This window comes from Clostridium putrefaciens (assembly GCF_900461105.1).
GTDB classification, from domain to species: Bacteria; Bacillota; Clostridia; order Clostridiales; family Clostridiaceae; genus Clostridium_L; species Clostridium_L putrefaciens.
In genome coordinates this window covers 1,287,306-1,310,996 of sequence record NZ_UFWZ01000001.1, presented here as the reverse complement: position 1 = coordinate 1,310,996, position 23,691 = coordinate 1,287,306, and the positions used below count along the sequence as shown (strand labels likewise).

Annotated in this window: 16 protein-coding genes, 1 riboswitch and 1 other annotated feature; of the genes, 7 read left to right on the top strand and 9 right to left on the bottom strand. The window is 28.3% G+C overall.

The genetic code is table 11. The features are described 5' to 3' along the window. The first annotated feature begins 13 nt into the window (after nt 1-13). Nucleotides 14-184: a FeoB-associated Cys-rich membrane protein gene (locus DY168_RS05595; protein WP_172556277.1), complete on the top strand. Its 171-nt coding sequence runs from the start codon at nt 14-16 to the stop codon at nt 182-184. 111 nt (nt 185-295) lie between these two features. On the opposite strand, the gene DY168_RS05590 is transcribed toward DY168_RS05595, so the two are convergent. From DY168_RS05590 to DY168_RS05575, 4 genes are all read right to left on the bottom strand, one after another. Next, nucleotides 296-862: a superoxide dismutase family protein gene (locus tag DY168_RS05590; RefSeq protein ID WP_115640868.1), complete on the bottom strand. Its 567-nt coding sequence runs from the start codon at nt 860-862 to the stop codon at nt 296-298. Between the two features lie 116 nt (nt 863-978). After that, nucleotides 979-2,673, bottom strand: a complete 1,695-nt coding sequence (gene argS / locus DY168_RS05585; protein ID WP_115640867.1) for an arginine--tRNA ligase — start codon at nt 2,671-2,673, stop codon at nt 979-981. Nucleotides 2,674-2,839: 166 nt separating this feature from the next. Continuing rightward, nucleotides 2,840-3,048 (bottom strand) — a binding site (T-box leader). Nucleotides 3,049-3,117: 69 nt separating this feature from the next. Next, nucleotides 3,118-3,630, bottom strand: a complete 513-nt coding sequence (locus tag DY168_RS05580; RefSeq protein WP_423237246.1) for a DUF2179 domain-containing protein — start codon at nt 3,628-3,630, stop codon at nt 3,118-3,120. A gap of 29 nt (nt 3,631-3,659) precedes the next feature. Beyond that, nucleotides 3,660-4,961 carry an L-cysteine desulfidase family protein gene (locus DY168_RS05575; protein ID WP_115640865.1) on the bottom strand — a complete coding sequence of 434 codons (1,302 nt, stop codon included), beginning with the start codon at nt 4,959-4,961 and terminating at the stop codon, nt 3,660-3,662. 226 nt (nt 4,962-5,187) lie between these two features. Here DY168_RS05575 and DY168_RS05570 point away from each other — a divergent pair, with 226 nt between their 5' ends. From DY168_RS05570 to DY168_RS05555, 4 genes are all read left to right on the top strand, one after another. Further along, nucleotides 5,188-6,696 (top strand): Ppx/GppA phosphatase family protein, encoded by a 1,509-nt coding sequence (locus DY168_RS05570; RefSeq protein ID WP_172556276.1) that lies wholly within the window; start codon nt 5,188-5,190, stop codon nt 6,694-6,696. A 183-nt stretch (nt 6,697-6,879) separates the two neighbouring features. Continuing rightward, nucleotides 6,880-7,158 (top strand): HAAS signaling domain-containing protein, encoded by a 279-nt coding sequence (locus tag DY168_RS05565; RefSeq protein WP_115640863.1) that lies wholly within the window; start codon nt 6,880-6,882, stop codon nt 7,156-7,158. Between the two features lie 14 nt (nt 7,159-7,172). Further along, a complete protein-coding gene (locus tag DY168_RS05560) occupies nt 7,173-7,937 on the top strand; it encodes a DUF4097 family beta strand repeat-containing protein (protein WP_341458804.1) in 765 nt (254 codons plus the stop codon). 92 nt (nt 7,938-8,029) lie between these two features. After that, the gene (locus tag DY168_RS05555; protein WP_115640861.1) at nt 8,030-8,470 is read left to right on the top strand and encodes a hypothetical protein; all 441 of its coding nucleotides are present in this window, start codon (nt 8,030-8,032) and stop codon (nt 8,468-8,470) included. A gap of 71 nt (nt 8,471-8,541) precedes the next feature. Here DY168_RS05555 and DY168_RS05550 read toward each other — a convergent pair whose 3' ends face one another. After that, the gene (locus DY168_RS05550) at nt 8,542-12,669 is read right to left on the bottom strand and encodes a leucine-rich repeat protein (RefSeq protein WP_172556275.1); all 4,128 of its coding nucleotides are present in this window, start codon (nt 12,667-12,669) and stop codon (nt 8,542-8,544) included. Between the two features lie 320 nt (nt 12,670-12,989). Between DY168_RS05550 and DY168_RS05545 the strand changes: the two genes are divergently transcribed. Beyond that, the gene (locus DY168_RS05545; RefSeq protein ID WP_172556274.1) at nt 12,990-13,376 is read left to right on the top strand and encodes a DUF2721 domain-containing protein; all 387 of its coding nucleotides are present in this window, start codon (nt 12,990-12,992) and stop codon (nt 13,374-13,376) included. A 91-nt stretch (nt 13,377-13,467) separates the two neighbouring features. Here DY168_RS05545 and DY168_RS14940 read toward each other — a convergent pair whose 3' ends face one another. Further along, on the bottom strand, nt 13,468-16,281 hold the full coding sequence (locus tag DY168_RS14940) for a hypothetical protein (protein WP_242984059.1): 2,814 nt from the start codon (nt 16,279-16,281) through the stop codon (nt 13,468-13,470). Between the two features lie 209 nt (nt 16,282-16,490). Then, nucleotides 16,491-16,687: riboswitch (cobalamin riboswitch) on the bottom strand. 258 nt (nt 16,688-16,945) lie between these two features. On the opposite strand from DY168_RS14940, the gene DY168_RS05535 reads away from it, so the two are divergent. Beyond that, complete coding sequence (locus DY168_RS05535; RefSeq protein ID WP_115640859.1) at nt 16,946-17,305, top strand: arsenate reductase family protein; 360 nt, start codon at nt 16,946-16,948, stop codon at nt 17,303-17,305. 402 nt (nt 17,306-17,707) lie between these two features. On the opposite strand, the gene DY168_RS05530 is transcribed toward DY168_RS05535, so the two are convergent. The 3 genes from DY168_RS05530 to DY168_RS05520 all read right to left on the bottom strand — a co-directional run bounded on the left by DY168_RS05530 (nt 17,708) and on the right by DY168_RS05520 (nt 23,688). After that, on the bottom strand, nt 17,708-18,232 hold the full coding sequence (locus DY168_RS05530) for a GNAT family N-acetyltransferase (RefSeq protein ID WP_115640858.1): 525 nt from the start codon (nt 18,230-18,232) through the stop codon (nt 17,708-17,710). A gap of 361 nt (nt 18,233-18,593) precedes the next feature. Continuing rightward, nucleotides 18,594-22,982, bottom strand: a complete 4,389-nt coding sequence (locus DY168_RS05525; protein ID WP_115640857.1) for a hypothetical protein — start codon at nt 22,980-22,982, stop codon at nt 18,594-18,596. Continuing rightward, nucleotides 22,975-23,688, bottom strand: a complete 714-nt coding sequence (locus DY168_RS05520) for a DUF6063 family protein (RefSeq protein ID WP_115640856.1) — start codon at nt 23,686-23,688, stop codon at nt 22,975-22,977. Before DY168_RS05520 ends, DY168_RS05525 begins: the two co-directional genes overlap by 8 nt. Nucleotides 23,689-23,691 lie beyond the last annotated feature (3 nt).

The following is a 23,691-nucleotide window of genomic DNA, read 5'->3' as shown; positions in this document are numbered from 1 at the left end:
AGAGGTGTATTTTATGATAGAATTAATAGTAACAGCAGTAATAATATCATTTTCTGCATATATAATATATAAAAATTTAAAAAATGCTAAAAAAGGAAAAGGCTCTTGTAGCAATTGCCCTTCCTCATCTTCTTGTTCAGGGTGTAGCATAAATAAAATAGAAATTAAAAATAACAAGAAGTAAATATTAAAATATTTTTAATCTACGAAAAATACCTTAAGCTTAATTAATAAAATGTCCTATAATCTTCTAGAAAGAATCTAAAAGATTATAGGACATTTTTTATCTTTCTATTTATCCTACTATTTCACCACAAGCAAGTTTTCTTCCAGAATTTCCTGAAGGTTCTGTTCTATAATCATCAGGATTTTCATGTATTATTATAGATTTTCCTATTATATCTTTAACCTTAAACTTATCTGTAAAAAAGCACATATTAGCAATTCCATGATTAGAAAACAGTACCGGGAAATCACCCGCATGATTTCCATGAGGCTGGTTATAAGGATTCCAATGACTTCCTACAGATTTAAATGGGTCATTTTTATCGCCTACCTCACAATCCCCAAATTCATGTATATGAAAACCATGTGGACCTATTGGACTTTTATCTCCTTCTGCTTTCTTATATTCAGGAAGTCCTGTAACTTTTACGCATACATTAGTTCCATAAGGTACATCCGTAAAATGTACATATCCCTTTATATTAGGACCAAATGGCCCCCCATTTATAATTGCTGTAGCCGTAGAATTCTTAACATTTCTATAGTCAGAATTAAAATTAGCATATACATTATAATTTGTACAAGGTAAATATCCATAATAATTATAAAAGTCATATATATATTGATTATTTATCATGTTAAAATCCCTTCATTAATACTTTATAAGCTATATTATGACATACATCAAATATTTGTGAAACCAGAAAAAGACTTAGTTATTATAATAACTAAGTCTACTTTCTATGTTTATTATTACATTTTTTCTACAGTTTCTACTCCTAGTAGTTTAAGCCCACTATTTAGTACTATACAAGTAGCCTCAACTATATTAAGTCTAGCATTTTTTAAATCTTCATCCTCTATATTTAGTATTGAATTAGAATTATAGAACTTATTAAAGCTCTTCGCTACCTCTATAACATATCTAGTAACTATTGAAGGTTCAAGTTTATCTATAGCTAAAATTATAGCTTCATTAAATCCTTCTAAAGTCTTTACAAGTTCAAACTCTTCTTTAGTTTTAAGCTTTGAATAGTCAACATTATTACTTCTTATGCCTTCTGCTTTTCTTAGTATGCTTTTTCCTCTTGCATAAGTGTATTGAACGTAAGGACCTGTCTCGCCTTCAAAGCTTAACATATCATTCCAATCAAAAACTATATCTTTTTCTCTGTTATTTTTAAGATATGCAAATATTACAGCTCCTATTCCAAGCTTTTTAGCTACCTCTTTTTTGTCTTCAAGATTTGGATTCTTTTCATTTATTATCTCTAGAGTCTTCTTTTTTGTTTCATTTAATAAATCTTCTAGTAATACTACATCACCTTTTCTCGTAGACAGCTTTTTATCTGCAAATTTAACCATTCCAAATCCTACATGCTCGCAATCATTTGCCCATTCATGTCCCATAAGCTTTAATGTAGTAAATATTTGTTTAAAGTGAAGTTTCTGAGGGCTACCCACTACATATATATTTTTATAAAAATCATAAGTCTTTTTCCTATACATTGCTGCTGCAAGATCTCTTGTTGCATATATAGTAGCTCCATCTGCCTTTTTAATCATACATGGTGGCATATTATATTCATCTAACATAACAACCTTAGCTCCATTGCTTTCAACAAGTAGTCCCTTACTTTCTAATTCTTCTACAACTGAATCCATTTTATCTCCATAAAAGCTTTCACCTGCATAAGAATCAAATTTAACTCCTAACATATCATATACCTTTTCAAATTCTTTTAAACTAAGGTCTCTAAACCTTTTCCAAAGTTCTTGCTCCTCTTTTGATCCATCCTCTAATTTTTTAAAATGCATTCTAGCTTCATCATCTAATGAAGTATCAATTTTTGCTTCCTCATGGAACTTTACATATATTCTTAAAAGTTCATCTATAGGATTTTTAAGAAGAGCCTCTTCATCTACCCATCTTTTATAAGCTACTATAAGCTTTCCAAATTGAGTTCCCCAGTCTCCTAAATGATTTATTCCTATGGCATTATATCCTTGAGATCCTAAAATCTTATATAAGGAGTTTCCTATAGCTGTAGTGAATAGATGTCCTACATGAAAAGGCTTAGCTATATTTGGAGAAGAATATTCTACTATAACATTCTTACCTTTTCCAATGTCTGAGGATCCATAACTTTGTTTTTCTTTTAATATCTTATCTAAAGTTTCCTTCATAAAACTTTGTTTCTCTACGAAAAAGTTTAAATAAGGTCCTAAATTTTCAACTCTTTCAAAATTTTCTTTTTCCATTTTATCTTTTAGTTCAACAGCTATAGCTAAAGGTGCTTTTCTTAGAGACTTAGCTAATTGAAAACAAGGAAAAGCAAAGTCCCCCATGTCAGCTTTAGGTGGTATCTCTATAAGTTTTTCTAACTCCTCCACTTCCATATCTACATGCTTTGAAATTCTTTCTGCTATAATCTTTTTATAATCCATTTTTATTTTCCTCCCTAACCACTTAATTATTTTTTAAAATAATTAGCTAAATTGCCTTTTGAAACGTCACTTTTTAAGATAACTTAATATATTTATTTTTAGTTATACTATTAGGTACTAAAATATATAATTAAGCATAAAATAAAATCCGTCTCTTATTAAAATAATAAGAGACGGATTACTCCGCGGTACCACTCCTGTTGATTACTTAAATTAAATAATCCCCTCAAAACTTTAACGCATTTAGCGGCTACCCGTTATTTTAGACAGCTTCTCTGAGTTTCTCTTCCCTTTATATATCTTATAAGGCTTCCACCAAATCCTTAATCGCTGTAAGAAGTTCTATAAAAGTACTTTCCTCTTCTTCGAATTTTCATATTAAATTACATTACATTATACACCTATAAACCTATATTGGTCAATCTTAAAGTCGCTTTAAATTCTTTACTTTTTAATACCATACCCTCCATAAACAGTTTTAGTATCTGCAATGGATACAACTGCCTTTGTATTAGTCTCCGCAATTAATTTCATAACTTCTTTTTTTCTCTTTCGTTTTACATGTACAACTATCATCTTTTTCTTTTCATTTATACCTTCTGCCTCTACTAATGTAACTCCTAAATTATCTTTTCTAAGTTTTTCTGCTATTATAATAGCATCATTAGTTGAAGACACTATGCTTATAGTTAAAAGTCCTATTGCTAACTTTTCCTCTAAAAATGACCCAACATAGTTTCCAACAGAGAATCCAAGAGCATAAACTACCATTTTAATAGGATCTTCACTTATTCCTACAAGAACAGTACTAACTAAATAAAGCCATATTATAACTTCAAAAAAACCAATAATAGATCCAACTAGCTTTTCACCTCTAGTTATAAGCACAGTTCTTAATGTCATAAGCGATACTTCAACTATTTTCGCTAAAAATATCAATACATATAGTACCATAATATAATCATATACCTCCTACTACTTTAAAATTATTTACACACCATCATATCTAAAATAACTTTATCTGTATCCACCATACCAACTGTGGCTAAGTTACCTAAATTTTTTATAGTTTGTTCTACACATTCATGTATTATACCATCTTTACAGGATACTTCAATACCATTTGTAGCAAGTACTGCAGATTGAATAGCTGAACTCACTGATGTAGAAATTTTCAGTGCACATCCTTGCTTTGCCCCATCACATATCATTCCTGAAAGTCCAGCTACCATGTTTTTAACTGCATAAGAAATTGCTTCATACTCTCCACCTAAAAGATAGGTTATGCCACAGCTTGATCCTACTGCTGCTGCAACTCCACACCCACATAAAGCAGAAAGTCTTCCAAGATAACTTTTTATATGAATTGTAACTAAATTACTTATAGCAAGGGCTCTACAAAGTTGTTCCTCGCTGCTTCCTAACTTTTCGAACACAGCAACTACTGGTAGTGTACACGTAAGCCCTTGATTGCCACTACCTGCAGTAGTCATAACCGGTAGTGCGCATCCATCCATTCTAGCATCCACAGCTGCTGCCGTTATTGCTATTGCATGGGATTCAATGCTATCTGCAAAAATACCCTTTCCTATGCTTTCATGAAATGTTTTCCCTACCTTTAATCCATATTCATGTTCAATTCCTTCTTTAGCAACCCTTCTATTCATTTTAGCACCATCTAAAAGAAATTTTATATCTTCAAAGTCTACCTTGGTTGCAAAGTTATGTATCTCCTTTATACTAATTTCTAGATTACCTTTTGATGTTTCAATTTCTTTATTTACTTTAGCTTCTATCTTATTTTCTTCTTTTTCTTCCTTTTCATAAAGAACCTCACCATTTAATGATATGTAAACTATATTAGTATGTTCATCTTTTATGATAACTTTAGATTCCTCTTGCCCCTTTTTACATATAACCTCTATGTACAACTTGCTTTTAGTATCCTTTAGTTTTATCTTCAAGTTATTATCTTTTAAATACTGTACTGCTTCATCTATATGTTTGTCTTCTATATCTTTAAGAACTTCAAGCTTTGCATTTGAATTTCCACCAATAACCCCAAGTGCCGCTGCTATATCAAGTCCTGTCATTTTTGTCTTTGGTATTCCAACTCCCATACCATTTTTAAGGATATTCCCACTTACTAAAACTTCTACCTTATCTGGCATAAATCCTAATACCTTTTTCGCCTTAGCACTAGCATAAGCTACTGCTATAGGCTCTGTACATCCTAATGCAGGTGCGAGTTCCCTTTTAAGAAGATCTATATATTTTATAAAATTCACAGCTACTCCCCCTAATTAAATTTTTATAGGTTGTTAAGACTAACATAATTCTATGTAAATGTTTACTACCATTATAATAACAAATGCACTAGTTATATTCAATTTATATTACATATAAACATAAGATTTATTTATTTTTTATAATATTATAAAAAAAACTGTATTATAAAATAATATGGTATATACTTATATTTGATTGAAATTCGCTAAAAGGAGTATGTTGATTATGGAGAAACTGGGAATCATTGATATAGGGTCAAACTCAGTAAGATTGGTACTAGCTCAAATAAACGAGAGTGGTTCTTTTCATATTATAGATGAGATAAAAGAAACCATAAGACTTGGTGAAGATATTGAAATAAATCAAGTTCTCTCTGACGATAAAATTATTAAAACCATTAAAACTTTAGATACATTTAAAGCCATTTGCAAATCGCTAAATACTTCAGATATTATAGTAATTGCTACAGAAGCTGTAAGGCAATCAAAAAATGGAGATTATTTTATTAATAAGGTAAAAAATGATGTTAACATGGATATTAGAGTCTTAACTGGTATAGAAGAAGCTAATTATGATTGTATGGCTATAATTAACAGTATGGACACTAATAATTCATTAATGATAGATATTGGGGGCTCTAGTACGGAAATCGCTTGGATAAAGGAAGGCCATTTAAATGAAAGCATAAGTCTACCTTTTGGAACTGTAAATCTTACTAAAAGATTTAACTTAGAAGATATGATTAGATCTGAAGATGATCAAGCCTTTAAGAGCTTTGTTATAGAAGAATTAAACAAAATTTCTTGGATTTTCGACACAAAATTTGATAACATTATTGGCATCGGTGGTGCTATAAGAAATATGGGAAAAATAGATAGGGCCATTAAAAAGTACCCACTAGATATAGCTCATAATTATAAAATGGATTCTAAAGATATAAACTATATTTATAACTTAGTTAAAAGTAAAAATTTAAAACAAAGATTAAAAATAAATGGATTATCTGCTGATAGGGCAGACATATTTGTAGCTGCAGTATCTTCCCTAAATGTTATCATTAATTCACTTCATGTAGACGAGGTAATTGTAAGTGGTAAAGGTCTTAGAGAAGGAGTTTTGGATGAATACATTGAAGTTAACTATAATCCAAAAGAGGACATGCTTGAATCATCTATAGATGGAGTTTTAGAAAGTCATTATGTAAATAAAGTCCATGCTTATAATGTTTATAATTTAACGCATAAGTTATTTGACGATTTAAAAGGTCTTCATAAATTAAATGAAGATTTTATTGGTATTTTAAAGACTGGATCCCTTCTTCATGATGCTGGTATAAGTATAAGATATTACAATCATCATAACCATTCTTTTTATATAATAGTTAATTCTCAGCTAAGGGGACTTACACATAGAGAATTATTACTAAGTGCATACATGGCGGCCTATCATAGAAATAATGACTATGAAATAAACTTATGTCACTTTAGTAGCATAATAAATAGATTAGATTTATCTAATATTAGAAAAATTGGCATCCTTCTAAGAATATCTGAGGGTTTAGATAAAACTATGCTAGGTTCTGTAACTAATATCACTACTATTATTGATGATGAATCTGTAACCTTAAAATTAAATTCATCTAGGGATATAGCCTTAGAAATAAGTGAAGCTTTAAGATGCAAAAATAAATTTTATGAGATTTATCAAAAAAAGTTAATTATAATTCAAGAATGACCTTTAAGGGAAGTCTAATTAAACTTCCCTTATTATATTTTAATCTACAACTTATAACTTGGTACCTTGCAATGTATACTACCATATGTTAACTGATTTAGGGCATGAAACCAAACACAAATTAACCACAGAATGGTTTGACTTTGTTAAAGCAGTAAGTTCCATTGTAAAGGAGGATAATCAATGAACCAAGATGAATTCCTAAAAATATTAGAAAAAGGTCTTCAAGGATTCTCTACAGATGAAAAAAGAGAAATTCTTTATGACTATGAAGAGCACTTTTGCTTAGGTAAAGAAAATGGCAAAACTACCAATGAAATAATTGAAGAACTTGGGAACCCTTTAGATATAGCAAAACATTATAAGAGTAACAGGATCGCAGCAATTAATGAAAACCCAAAAAATAACTATCGTGAAAATGCTAATAGCCAAAATTTAAATAATAATTATATTATGATATAAATGAATAAAAATCTATAGATTCCTCTAATATAAATAGCATAAAAATAGATATGGTTAGTGCAGATATCAAAGTGTTAATATCTGATGATGACAATATAAAAGCCACATTAAAAGGTTATGTAAAATCAAGTGAAGAAGCGTCCGATCCTAAATTAGATATGACAAGTAAAGAAGGTACCCTATATATAACATCACCAAATAACACCTTCAAAGGTTTTTCTTCCTACTCAAGAGATTTAAAACTAGAGATATTTATACCTAAAAGCTATATTAATGACTTATATATAAAATCAACATCTTCTGATATTTGTATAAATCCCTTAAACTTAAATAATCTAAATATAATTACAACCTCTGGATTTATGGAAGCAGAAGAAATTACAGTTAAAAACTTTAATTTTACTTCTACTTCAGGTGATTTAAATATTGATAGATTAAGCAGTAACGAAAATCAAATTCGAACTACTTCTGGCAATATTGAAATTCACTCTATAGAAGGGAGCTTAACCCTAAACTCTACTTCAGGAGATTCTTATTTAAAGTATAGCAAAATGCCAAGTGGAAACATTGACATAAGCTCTATATCCGGTAATTTAGAACTACTTACCCCAAATAATGCGGAGTTCTTCATTAACGCTTCCAGTACTTCTGGTAATATAACATTAAATAAACCTATACTAACAGATGTAAAAAAAGAGCATCAGATAAAAGGTGTTGTAGGTTCTGATAATTGTAAAATAAATATAAATACTACTTCAGGAGATGTAACCATCAATTAATAAAGTAGCCTCAAATATACAGATTTGAGGCTACTTTTCATATAAAGATGTTATAATCTAAGTAACACTTAGAACTATTAGAGGTGAATTCATTGGAAAATAAATTAACTAAGTATGTGATATTTAGATTAATTATTCTAAACTTTATTATGTTATTACTTTTGGTTGGTAACATTTTAGACAATCAATATATAAGAATTTCAATAATAGCTATATTCATAATTACAAGTCTAGCTACTATAGTAAATTACCTATATTCAAAAGAGTACTACCCCTTGTTTTCTTTTTTAAACGCTAATTTAAAAGAAATACACAACTACGAAATTAGTATATTTAATAAAGGAAGGCATAATAAAATAAGTACACATATATTTTTATTATTCTTCTTAATAATCTTTCTCGTAAAAAACCCTTCTATACTTTCACTTAACTACTCAAGTGTAGTAAATATTAATTTACCCTTAGTATTTATAATTGTCCTTTTAAATGTAGGTGAGATTATAAAACTTAAGAAAATAAATAACTTAAAATAGTATAAAGGGGTAGGTAAAAACTCTACTCACCCCTTTTTAAACACTTAAATTATACTTTCAGCAGAAATCATTTATTGTATTTTTTTAAAAAACTTATGCCTTATCTTTACTAAAACTAGTATGCTTATCAGAATTAAACCTATCCATATAACAGCTGATGATTTAGACTTAGAATCATTTAAGTTTTTATCTATAAAGTCCTCATCAGTCTTTGCATCTGCTTCACCTGTAGCCACTTTAGTCTCACTTCTTGCTATACTTGTTATATCTTCTGGAATTTCCAAACTAGTTGATTCAGTATTTATAAGTTCCTTAGGATATTCAATAGATGTTAATTTGTTTTTGGCAAATGACTGTTTTCCTATAGTTTCCACAGTATTTGGCCTCTTTAAAGATGTTAAGTTTTTATTAATAAATACTTTATTTTCAATAGTCTCAACTGTTTCTCCAGCAATTGTATCACTAATAACTACCTCTGATCCTTTACCGGTATCTTCGATAACTTCAACATTAGGTTCTTCATCTACTTGAGTTTCTCCATGGACTACTATTATTTTAGCACTTATATCCTTTTTCTTTCCCATCATACCTTCTGGCAAATCATAAAAGCCTGTAAAAGTGTATTCTCCTGCTTTATTAACATTGTACTGCTCATTTAACCAGGTTACTTGTACTTCTTTTATATCTCCATTATTTAATTTTAACTTTATCTTTTCTGGTAACCCTATATTACTTTTTTCTGTGCCCAAAGCTATTTCTATTGGTTTTACTCCTTCTACGGATTCTACAGCTAAAAGATTAACTCTATGATAATCTGAGAATTCAAACAAACCATTGTTTTCCGGGTCTAATTTTGCTATAAATATATGAACCCTTCTATTATCATTTTCATATCCTTTATTGTCTTTAAACGCCTCTCCATGGATCTTCTTTATATCCTTTAGTATGGTTACAGATATTAACTGATTATTGTAAAATGAAAAACGATCTAAACATATGGTATCTTGACCTTTAGAAATTGTAACAGAAACCAATTTATTATGGGCAAAAGCTTGATTTCCTATTTTTTTCACAGTTCCCGGGAAATCTACATATATTAAATCATTTTTATAAAATGAAAAGGTTAATATTTCACTTACACCTTCTGGAATGAATACTCTCTTCAATTCATTCTCTTGAAAAGCCCCTGCTTCAATTACTAACCCATTTAAGCCTTCTGGAATTATTAAACTAATCAATCCCATCTTTGCAAATGCATTTTCTCCAATATCTGTTATGCTTTGTCCTTCTTCATTTACCTTAGGCAAAACTAAATCTTTATTAGTTTTTAATTTTTCTTTTCCTACTTCACTAAAACCATTTACCCTTGTTCCTTTATAAGTAAAGTCTTCTACTTTCCAAATAGTATCTACAAGATTTTCAAAATTTTCTTTTACTATTATTCGTACCACAACTTCTAACTTTGTTTCTGGCTCTGACTGAACCACTCCTCCTGGAAGTTTAAATGTTCCTATTGCAGTATACTCTCCTGATTTATCTCCATCATATGCTTCAATTATCCAATCTAGTTGTACTTCCTGTTTTTGATCATTTGAATCCACTATAAAGGTCTTTTTAGATAGCTTATCCATTACTACCGCTTTATTCGTGCCAAAATCTACTACTACCGGTGCTATGTTCCCTATTGACTTAATTGTCATATTTTCTGATAACTGTTTTTTATTACATTGAATACTCACTACTTCCTCTTTGTCATTTAAGTCAACCTTAATTATATTTGTATCTTTTAATTCATATTCATTATTTCTATATTCAGGAACCACTTCTATGCCTTTATCTCCTACATGGAGATACTCTCCAGTTTTAGGATTCTTCCATGTCTCTTTTTCTTTTAAAACTTTATCTTCAAATATGTATTTAATAATTATTTTCCCTGGATTAATTATCTGATACTTATTTTCCTCAAAATTATTTGGATTTTTGTAATTAGGTGTGTATACATGAACTACACCTTCATAGCCTAAATTAGTACTAAAAGTATCTTTATGAAGTTGTTTCACACTACTTGGAAGTTCTACATCTTTTAGATGATTATTACAAAATGCAAATGCATTTATCTTTTCAACACCTTCCTCAATGACTACTGAGCTTAAAAACTGATCATGCCAAGTATTCCAAAATGCTCTTTCTCCTATTACCTTTACATTCCCTGGAATGGTAACCGATGTCATCCAGTTACTAGCTAATGCTTTTTTACCTAATTCATTAACATTTTTAGGAATTGTAATAGACCTAAACTCATTGTTATTAAGACCAGATAAATATTTTAAGGTGCTAGGTAGTTTTACTTCACTCAATCTATTATCACTGAAGGCTAAATCCTCTATTCTAGTCACACCTTCTGGAATTGTTACAGAAGTTAAATTGTTAAAAGCAAAGGCTTGAGGTATAGTTGTCCAGCTGTTAGGAAGCGTTAGAGACTCTATTTCATTAAGAGTAAATGCTCCACCTTCTAATTTTGTTACAGTATCAGGTATAACCAATGTTTTTAGTTTGTTTCCATTAAAGGCTGACATTTTTATAGTGCTTACACTACTTGGTATATCTATAGATGTTAAACAATTATAACGAAATGCTTCTATTCCTATAGTTATAACGGTATTTGGTATCCTTACAGAATTTATGCCTTTATTAGGATTTTGTTTAGTTGTATAATCACCTAAAAAAGCTTTATCTCCTATTTCTGTTATTGCTTGTCCAGATTTATTTAATTTAGGTAAAATTAAATCTTTATTTATTTCAAACTTTTCTTTTCCACTTTCAGAGAAGCCTGTTATAGATGTTCCAGTGTATGTAAAGTCTTTTATATTCCATATTTTATCTTCTTCTTTAGAACCTACTATTATTTTTACTGTTATTTTCAAATCCATTGCTGGATATGACTGAACCACTCCTTCTGGAAGTTCAAAAGTTCCTATTCCTGTATATTCACCAACAATGTTTCCATTGTATTCTAATATGGACCATGTTATTTTAATATTATATTGTTTATCTAGTGAATCTACTATAGCAACCTTTTCTGGTAGTCTTTTCTTTGCATCAGCTTCACTTAATCCAAGTGGTAACTCTATATTTTCTAAAGATTTGATTTCTTTTATGCTATTCTTTACACTTACTTCTTCCTCTAAAGCTTTTATAGCCTTGTTAATCTTTTCTACTGCTTCATTTACTTCTGCTAAAGTAGCCTTAGAATTACTATTTAATTGTTTTGCTCCTTCAATAGCTTCTTTTAGTGCTTGTATCTTTTCTTCTGACTTCCCATCTGTTTTTATATTTTCTGCATTTTCAATAGCTTCTACTAATTTAGAGTAAGTTAAACCAACACTTTCATCAAAAACAGATTTACCTATAGTTGATACATTTACTGGTATGGTTACAGACTTTAATTGATTCTTTCTAAAGGCAGCATCATCTATTTTTGTAACAGCTTCTGGGATTATTATAGCTTGTAATTGATTAGTATCAAATACAGATATCCCTATAGTTTCAATGTTTTTAGAAATCTTTACAGATTTTAAACTATTTTGCTTAAATGCTATTTTGCCTATAAATATAACACTATCTGGGATAATTAGAGACTCAAGTTTATTTATGGTAAATGAACCCATACCTATACTTGTCACACCTTCTGATATTATTACAGAAGTTAATTTGTTTTTAGAAAAAGCCATATCCGGTATCTTCTTCAAACTTTCTGGTATTGTTACAGACGTTAACTCATTAGTAGAAAATGCGCCCTCACCCATAGTTGTCAAGCTTTTTGGAAGTTTTATGGTTGACAAATTATTCTTGGTAAATGACTGCTTTCCTATAGTATCCACAGTGTTCGGTATTTTTATAGATGTTAGTTTTTTATTGAAAAATACTTTATCTCCAATAGCCTTAACGGTTTCTCCATTAATTGTGTCCGGAATAACTACATCTGTTTCTGTACCTGTATATTGAATAATTTCACCATTAGAAACTTTAAAGCTAGATTCTTTATTTACTTGCGTTGCTACAGACACTTTCCCTTGAGTCTCTTTAGCCACTACTGGTGTAGAAAATATCAAGGAAAATATCATACTAAATATAAGAACATAGGATATAAAACCAACATTTTTCTGATGTCTTTTATTGATTTTTATAATTTCAATCACTCTCCTTACTTTGTAAATTTTGGTAGTCATTTGCAAAGCAAATAATTAAATAACTTAAAAACATGAAAGCTCTAACTTTGTTTAGAACTTTAGATATAGATAATTAATTGTACAATTCATCCAATTACAATGATATATCACATCAGTGCAACTTTCAAATCATAAAATTCTATAGATAACCTTGCTATTATAGAGATGTTTCTATGTTTAATATACTAAACATATTTATTTAAATATATTTATTTAAATAATAATAATGGTATTCTATTAATAAGTGCTATTATATATTTACTATATAACATAAGATTGGAGAATTAATAATGAAAATAGAATTAACTACCCCAGCAGTGCTCTTTACCTCCATTTCACTTCTTATCTCTGCCTATACAAGTAGATTTCTATCCTTAGCTCAATTAGTTAGGCAATTAGATAATCAATATAAGAAAGAGAAAAGCGAAGATATTTTAAAACAAATAAGGAATCTGCAGCTTAGAATAAGTATAATAAGATACACTCAAATAATGGGAGGAGTCAGCTTCTTTCTTTGTGCATTATCCACATTTCTTATATTTAAAGATAAAAACTTTGCAGGAGAAGTTGCTTTTGGAGCGAGTCTTATTGCACTCATGATATCTCTTTTACTATTAATAATAGAGGTTCAAATATCTGTTAAAGCATTAAATGTGCAGCTAGAAAAATATAAGTAGTATAAATAATGAACTTAAATAAAAAATACATACTGATAAAATAAACTTTATCAGTATGTATTTTACTTCCATCACCTCATAGGTGCCTACATTAAATTACAGATTGTTTCTTTTGTTTATTTATGATTATTATTCCAGCTATAATCATAATCATTGATATTTCTATTAAAGATTCAAAATCTATAACACTACCTGTCTTAACAAGTTCTTTTGTATCAACCTTAGATTCAGATTTTTCATCTTGAATAATCTTTATTGCATTTTCTTTTATATCACTATTGTCTACTTCTTTACCATTAGTATTTAGGTCTTGGCTATGAGTATTTTCTATTTGTTCTTTTGTTTCTTCTTCTTTTACTTCCTCTTCTTTTACTTCCTCTTCTTTTACTTCTTCTTCTTTTACTTCTTCTTCTTTTACTTCTTCTTCTTTTACTTCTTCTTCTTTTACCTCTTCTTCTTTTACTTCTTCTTCTTTTACTTCTTCTTCTTTTACTTCTTCTTCTTTTACTTCTTCTTCTTTTACTTCTTCTTCTTTTACTTCTTCTTCTTTTACTTCCTCTTCTGTTTCTTCTTCTTCTAAAATGTATATAGATTCATAAATAGACTTATTGTTATATATATCTATTAAAGCTAAGGCTGCTTGTTCAGTTGCCATATTGGACTCTGCTCCCCACTGACTTTTAAATTCAAAGTGATCTCCAGTTTTAAAAGTTAAAAGTGCATCTAAAAGTGTATTACCATCTTTAACCCACTTGCTTGAAAATATATTTTCTTTATTAGCTATAAGGGCTTGTATCACTGCAGATAATGTATATGGATTTTCATTTCCAAACGCTTCAAACCCCGCGGTCTTTAATTGTTTGCTATTTATATGCTCTATACATGAATTTATTATTTCTTCTACACCTTTTATATGCTTATATTTTGATAATGGTGTAATAACCATAGCTGTAGTATCTAAATCTCCATAATGTCCATCCTTTGACTTAGACACTATATAATTCACAGCATTTTCTTTATCATAATCAGCCTTTGACATATCTAGTGCAATCATTGCAAATGCTTGAAGCGTTGGCCATTCTTCATCACCATCTGAAATAACAAAAGCCCCATCTTTGTTTTGTGACTCCTTAAGCATCTTAACATAATTCTTTCCCTCGTAGTCTCTTGGATTTTCTCCTATTGCAATAATAGAAATTATATTATTTATAACATCAGCAATATTGTCTACTTCAAAAATTTCTATTTTATTTCCCAAATCTATGTCCTTTGATATACTTCTTAGTGCTAATGCTTGCCTAAAGCTATAAATGTCTGTGTTTTCATAATACTTAGTAATGTTCATTAAGATGTCTTGTAATTTTAATTCTCGTTGCTCGTCTAAATCTATACTAGATAGAAAGTAATCACTACAATGGTCTATTTCAAATACTATATTACCATCCACTATTGTATGTGGTCCACTAACCTTTTCTATATTATGAGTCTTTTCATCATAATAATATAAATAAACAGGTTTCATAGTATCATACTTCATTGTTATATTTGCTTTAGCCGGTAATATTCCATTATCTTTAAATGATAATATTTTAGCATCATTAAAATCTTTTAAAATAGATTCTTTATTTTTGCTATCTTTATTTAACACTATGTTTATATCCTTGATATTTTCCTTAATTATATCATTTGTTTGAAACTCCCATGTCATGTCCTTATTTATGAATGTTAAAATCTTATTCTTACCTAAAGACTTCTCAAATATTTCAGAAGAAATATCCTCATCCTTATCCATGTTTATTTTAATACTTCTTATAAATGGATCCTTAATACCTTCCCTTATCTTATCTTCATCATAGTTTATCTCTAAAACTTGTTCTTCTACTGGAAGAGATACGACATAAGTATTTGGTACTACATCTATATACTTATCTCTCTTACCAATTGTTATATTATATATATCACTTGGCGCTTTAAAATTAATCTTTCCATTATCATCGGTTTTAAAAATCCCTATGCCTTCGACATTAACATCAATATCATTTAAAGGTGTCTTATCCGTTTCCTTTGATACAGTTATTTCATGATTATCATCTAAAGATTTCAAAGATATTACTGGTATGTGTGTATATAGTTCAAACACTCCGTCATATTTATAATGTGTCATGTAGAATACTATCTCATCATAATTAAATTTACCTTCCGCATCTTTTATATCAGTAAACGCGCCTACGCCTACCATAGGTTGTTTAACATCTAACCCCTTTTTTACATAATAGCACCATCCTAAATTCTGACTCTGATTTTCGCCAAGTATCCCTTTTATAAAGTAACTTTCTCTTCTCCCAGTTCCTTTAATATTACCTTTACCCACGGCCTTAATTAAGATTTCAAGAATATTACTTTCACAAAATCCCGACTCTACAATTTCATTAAATAAGACTTTTTCATTACCTTCAACTCTTACCCTTACCTTTTCATAAGGAGGCATGTCCACTGTGAAATTAACCTTTTTTTCTGATTTAACCCCTTCTAGTTCTGCTACAACTTTCAGTGTATATTTTCCTGCCTTACTTATAGCACCACCCAAGAAATCTTCTCCATTTAATGTAGCCTTCCAAGTTCCTTCATCTGTAGATATATCTATATTTACAGATGAAGTATATGTTTCCCCTTCTTTCGCACCTTCAATTGATATAACTGCTGACTTTTTCACTTTACCTATAGAAGTATTTTCTACACCATCTGTTTTTATTATTTCTTTATCTGCCTTATTTATTTGCACTTGCTTTGATGTTGAAGATTCCTTACCTTCTGACAAGGCCTTAACCGGAACATAGGATATGATATTAAAAAATAGTGAAAAAATTAAAATGATACTTAAAAATTCAAACTTATTCTTTTTCATATTAACATCCTTTCTTTATTAAAATTTAATTTTAGTAAACGTTTTATCTTAAACCTAAATCTCCTCTCTTAAAAATAATAAAAACCTTAGCTTTTAAAGGCTAAGGTTTAACTAATAATATAAAAGATTCTACTTAAATGTATTCATAATAGTAAAGTTTAAGCAAATATCTTAATAACGTGTGTTAAGCCCTTAATCGGAAAGCTCTTATTACACTTTCAACTAGTCAGATATCCTGACTTATGGTTCATAGCATCCTTCCGCCTTCCCAGAAATATAATTTCCAGTGACTTCATATCAATATAGAAATAGCTCCCCAAATACAGTGGCCGTACCGCCCAGGATTTTAACCTGGTTCCCTTTTAACTTATATTAACTCTATAAGTTTCTAGTTGATTTAATACTATTTATTTTTACATACTCATACTAATATATTTAACAGTTTATTCAAAATCTATTAACTTCTGTAGGAGCAACTTATATCTCTCATATGTAATTTAACTTCATTTTGCTCTATATATGTTAATAATTGAAATTTTCTAAGCATTGCCATCATCAGGTGAATTTTATTATATAAGCAAGTAAACATTTCTTTATAATAATAAATGTCTTATAATAGAGGGTATATACACAAACTAGTTTAAATATGAAAGGATGCGATGAGATGAGTACACTATTTATTCAATATCCAAAGTGCACAACTTGTATTAAAGCGAAGAAGTTTCTTCTAGAGAACAATATAGAGTTTGAGGATAGACATATAGTTGAAAATAATCCTACTGTAGACGAACTTACTGAATGGTTTAAAAAAAGTGATCTAGAAATCAAGAAGTTTTTTAATACTTCAGGCAAAGTTTATAAAGAAATGAGTCTTAAGGATAAGATAAAAGAGATGTCTAATGAAGAGTGTATAAATTTACTGTCTACTAATGGAATGCTTGTAAAAAGACCATTACTTATAAGTGGAGATAAAATACTAATAGGCTTCAAGGAAGATGCTTATAAAGAGTTCTTTAATCTATAGGTAAATAGCAAAAAAATTATAGAGGATATAAAACTTATATCCTCTATAATAAAATAAATTTTCACGATTTGTTTTTTCTATATCCTTTGGATATCCATGATGCATATCAATAACTCCAATTAGTTCTGATGTTTCTTTAAGATATATGGATTTAATTTTATAATATTTTTTATTGGCATTAGTTATTGGAGGTAAGTCACCATCAGCTAAGCACTTATAAATATAGTCAGTGAGGGATAAGCCTTTATTTTATAATCTTTATCAAGATAATTTTTGATCTTATTCTCTACACTCATAAATAAAACCCTTTAATAAATTTTTCTATGCTTATAAATTTTTATTGCATATTTAATGAATTTGTTTATAACTTTTAATTCGTAAAATGTGAAAACTGCGAATTAATTATAATTTTATCCAATATCTTAAAACCTCTTTACTAGTTTCCTTAGATATTATGATATTCTCTAAATTCCCCCCATTGTGTTCAATAATTTTCTTTGAACCAATATTATCAAAATCACATGTTATTAACACTTTTTCCATTCCAAAGCCCTTTGCTTTATCTAATGCCAATTTCAATAGGATTTTCCCATATCCTTTACCTCTATAACTTGGTGATATATCATATCCAATATGACCACCTTCCAGATGGTTTCTTTCAGCAAGTCTATGCCGTAACCTAATTGTTCCTATAATATTATTATCGTCATTTATAAGCCACCATTCTGTTGAAGGAACATATCCTTCTGGTAAGCACACCCCATTGGACATATCATGGAAGTCCTTAATATATGCTTCAAAATCAAAATTTTCATTGAAGTAGTCACTATTAAAAGTATTTTCTTTATGATTATTATAATCCTTAATCATATCTATAAACTTTTCTTTTAGCCAAATGTCTGGTTCAATCAAGTTAACCGTACCCATCACCCCTATATATGTTTAATTTTTATGCAATCTTCTTCTATGACGTAATAATTTACAATTGTGAAACAACTAATGTAGTAACTCATAACACCATTTATCACATATTTAATATGTTTTTATCAAGTGATTCTTAGACTAAGGTGGAGTTTGCTTATAAGGAGTACCTCTATAGCATTTTCTTTCTTTCAAATGAATTAACGTTTTTATCAAAGACATAGCCTTTACTATAATGATATACGTTTATGCTTATGGTGTTAACTATAAGTTATAATTTATCGATTTTGTATATCAACTATATTTTTCATACTTATTGGCAAATTTGAAAGCTCAGTAACAAAGAATCTTGGAAAATATAGTTAAATTAAAATAATCTCATCTGATCGCTTGGTTCTATATCAAATCTTGCTGCTATTAAGCTTTCTTTTTCGGATTCTTCTTCACCTTTTTTGTGTTCCCCTTTTAGATATGATTTATTTGTATTCAAACTTGACTTTATTAAGTTTAATACATATATATTTTCAAATCTACCATATATAGAGTCTCCGCCTAATCCAGATAAACATATTAATTGAGTATTACTTTTCTTTGCAATATCCATAAGTGGTTTTAAAAGATGGACTGCATTTGTTTGCGCAAATGGATTATCCATTATTAATACTTTTCCGCCTTCATTTTTACTAAATATATCACTTTCATCTTTTCTTGTGTATGATAATAAACTTGAAAGTATTACAAACGCAGATAGGAAGCCTTCCCCCCCTGAATTTTTAGCAACTTCTCTCCATGTTATTTTTATTTGTTTATTTTCTTCAACCTTATATAGTTTTATTACTATTGAATCAATATTAATAACTTCATCATATAATTTAATTGTTGTAATAGTGCTATTTATATACTCTTCAATGTTTTTATTTTCTTCAAGTATCTTGATACCATTATCTCTTATTGTTTCTATATAATCCTTTAATCTTATCTTGTATAATTCTTTGTTTTCCTCGAAATTATCTAATATTATATCTAGCATTTTTCTTCTTTTATTATCTATTATTATAGAAGAATTTTCATCTATCATACCTATGTTTTCATGAATATCTTTAATATATTCTAGCATGCTAGTTATTAAATTATCTTCCTCTTCTCCAATAAGTTCGATATCTGTATTAAGTTTTTGTAATTGTATATTAAATGATTCTATTAACATTGTTAGATATTCTAACACTTCAAGGGGATCTTTTACTAATTCTTTCATTGTATTTAAAGGCGTGTTAAACTCTAAAGTATCTTTAAATACTTCTTGATTTTGAACATTCATTATAGTTCTATACAATATGTTTTCATTTTTATCTATGTCTTTATCAATATTCCTTAAATCTCTTTGTAACTTTCCTCTATCTTCATCTAATGTGTCATAATTTATTATTATTTCCAAAACTTCTTTAACTTCAAGATTAGAATAGCTAACTAATGAGCTTTTATTGTTTTCTAAAATCCCTTTGTCTTTTAGCTCAATATCTTTTTGGTTTTTCAATTCTTGCTTTTGACTATCTATTTTTGCTTTTTCTAGTTCAAAATCTCTATGAAAAACTTCTTCTCTTGCTAAAGCAAATTCCTTATTAAAAATAGTCCTTAACCTTTTATAAAGAGATTCTATCTGGCTATCTAACACGGCAATTATTTTTTCTATTTCTTTTATAATTTTTCCAAGTCTCTTTATTTCTTTCTCTTTAACACCTATATTGCTATTTACTTCTTTTTCTTTTGAAAGATTATAAGTTTCGTTTATATAATCAACTTCTTGCAGCTCATAATATCTAGCTTTTTCTATTAAGTGATTTTCTGTTTCATTATATCTTTCTCTTACTGCCTTTAATCTTTCCTTTAAACTTTTTTCTGATTCACTTATGTTTTTAGTTAAAGCTTTATATTCTGAAACTAAATCTTCTTTATCTTTAATAATCTTAGTTCCGTCTTCATAATCCGAGTATTCTAGCTCTTCTTTTTTTATATATTTTAATAATTGACCTGTAGAACTTATTACATCCTTTTTTACTTCTAGATTGTTTTTTATGATTGAAATCTCTTTTTCTATTTCTGATATACTAAATTTCTTCTCTTTAAGTAATCCTATATTTTTAACTAGCTTAGCTTTATTTTCTTTATATTGATTGTACTCAGATTTTAACTCTATAAATGACTGCAGTTTACGCTTTGATTCTTCACTTTTATTTTTATAATGACTTATTTCTTTATCTAAGTTGTCATTATTCTGATTTAGTTTAATTAAATCTTGCTGTAATTCTCTTATTTTAACTAACATATTTTTATTTTCTTCTTGTAATATATTAATCTTATCTTTAAGCTTTTTGTATTCTTCTTCACTTAAATTGGAATACTGAACTTCATTTCTTTTTCTACTATATAACTCTATTTCTGCTTCAATATCTTTTATGGTTTTAGATATCTTCTCTTTTTTTAAATTAATATCGCCAATTAAATGTTTTAATTCAACATCATCTAATAAAGCTTCATTAAATGCAATATAGAAACTAACTCCCTTTATATCTATAACTCCATTATTTGTTTCTATTTCCTTTTCTATATCTTGTCTCTTTATTATTGGTATTGGAGAGTTAGTGAATATATCTAAGCTTTCATTTCTTAAAGCCTCTATATCCCTATCATCCATTATTAATGAATATGGAATAAAACTATTTTTCTCTACTAACTGCCTGTTTTTCTTCTCACTATATCCATTATTTTTTAACCATTGCATTCCATATAAAATATTTATTCCTTTTTTATACAAAGCTCCTTCAATTTCTATAGGTACCTCTAAGACTTTACCACTTTCTAACCTTTCTAACTCTTTATTCAATTCTTCTAATCTTTTAGAATTCTTTCTTTCATCTATTTTTAATTCTTTAATATTCCTTTGGAATGCTTCTAAAATTTCCTCTATATTAAACAATTTATTTTCACTAAAATCTATTATTTTTATAATTTGTTTTCTTTCATTAATTTTAGTTTCCATTTTCTCTAGTAATTGTTTGCTATTTTCTAAATTAATAGAATTTGCTTTTTCCCCTAATAGATTATCTTCCTTTTCTTTATTTGATATTTTAATTTTTTCTTCATTTTCCTTATATGATTTAGTAAGATTTTTAAGGACATTATTTGTTTCTTCAATAGCTCTTTCTATTTGCTTTTCAAAATTCATTAAGCCATCTTCTTTATAATAGCCTTCAATATTTCTATTAATGTCTAAGCTATACTCCTTATTGAACTTTTCCTCTTCCCTATCATATTTTTCTATTCTTTCTTTTAAAACCGCCCCTTTTGCATTTAAATCGCTAGATTCAATTATTAAATCATTTTTAATCCTATTTGATTTTGCTTCATTAGATATTAATTCTTCTTTCTCTTGCTCACATCTTATTAATGAAGATTTTTGTACCTTTTTTTCTTTATCTAGAATTTCTTTTATACTATAACCAAGATCATTTATTCTTGGTAACTTTTCTTCCTTTGATTTATTCAATGCTTCTAATTCATTTTCTATCATTTGCGTTTCTTCAGAAGCTTTTGTATAATCGAAATAAATTTTTGCACATTCAAGTATATTTTTTCTTCTCTTTAAAAAAGTTAAATTTTCTTCTTCGAGATCCAATCGCTTTGTTTGCTCTTTTAAGACTTCATTTTCTTCTTGTTTTTCATCATCTTTTTTATAAATATAGCTTGAAATCTCTTCATAATTAATGGCATTTAATTTGTCTTTTAGTACATGCTCTTTTGATTCTATTTCACTTATACTTTCTTCTTTTATCTTATATTCTTCATCTATTTTATTCATTAAATTAGCAATGTTATTTTCTATATCATTTTTAATTTCAATAGTTTCCTTATAGTTTTTTGCATTTTCATCTATTTGTGCTGACAATTCTATAAATAGTTCCATATTGTTTTTGCTATCTATTTTACTTTTATTGTTTTTATATTGCTTGATGTAGCTATACATTAACTCATTATATTTTTTAATTCTATCTTCCTCTTTATTTAACTTATCTTCAATAGCAGGAATAAACCATTCATTCACTAATCCACTTTCATTTTTAGCAGTATTAAATAGCTCTGATAGCCCTGATTCTTTTAAATTTACTTTTCTTATTATATTTTCCCATTCTTTATTGTCTATTTTATATTCCCTAAGTTTATCAAAATATCTTGTTGCTTGAGTATTCATATCATAATAATTAAACTTATAATTATTGTCCTTTTTTAAATCTTCAAAGATATTCTTACTACTAATAAACCCTCTTAATTTACGTACATTACCTTCCTCTTCTATAAAAGGGAAGCTTTTAATATCATATTTGTTCTTTTCTTTATATTTATGAACAAAACTCAGTATCTCTAGTTTATCCTTTGAATCCTCATCTGATGCCAACTGTCTTTTTCTAACCATCATTCCTGTAAGAAGATAACCAGCATTATCCTCTAATAACCACTCCACTAATATGTATGTTGGGCTACTTGTTGTAAAATAACTATCAAAAGTTCTGTCCTTCATATTTCTCTTTCTTTTCCCCATAAAAGGAGCCATAACCATTTGAACTAAAACAGATTTTCCGCCACCATTTCTTAGGTTTAACAATGTATCCTTACCACCTAAGTACAATGTTTCATCATCTATTTTCATGCTATTATTGTTATAATTAAGATTGATAAATCTAAGGCTATTTATTTTACTCATCTATATCTCCCCCCAGGGTCTTCACAACTCTATGATAATTATTTTTATTAAGCAAGTTCCAATCCATGAAACTATCTAACTTTTTAGTGGTTTTAATCATATCATCCTCTTTCATATAATAGATTAATCCTTGCTCATCTAAAAAGTTTAATATCGTATTTATAAAACCTTCTTTTGTGGTTTTAGCTGTACTTTGTTTTTCTGTGCTTTTTAAAGCTTGGAATTTTTCTAATATATTTGAAAAAGCAATTCCACCTTCTTCTTCCTCTTCTTTGCTTCTAGCTGAACCTTCTTTTAATTTGGTCTCAATAGTATTAATAAAATCCCCTATTTTAATAAAACTTCTACTTTTACTAGATAATCCATTTGAATTATAAAATTGAACTAGTAATGTCAAAATAACAAACTGTGATAGATAATAATCTTTATCTGTAGCACCAGATTTGCACAATCTTAACTTTAGTTCCTTTTTTGAATACCCTAAAAAGTCATTTTCTTCTTTTGGAATTAAATATATTACGCCCATATATTTTTCTATATCACATTCTGATTCTTCTCCTTGGGCTTTTACTAATATCGTTATTTCTTCATTTTCTGAATAAGCCCTATATAATTCTTCACTATTATCTTCTCTAATTTCACCTTTTCTTAATAATTCATAAAATATTCTATTACTAATCTTTATTGTATTTATTTCATAAGCCATATA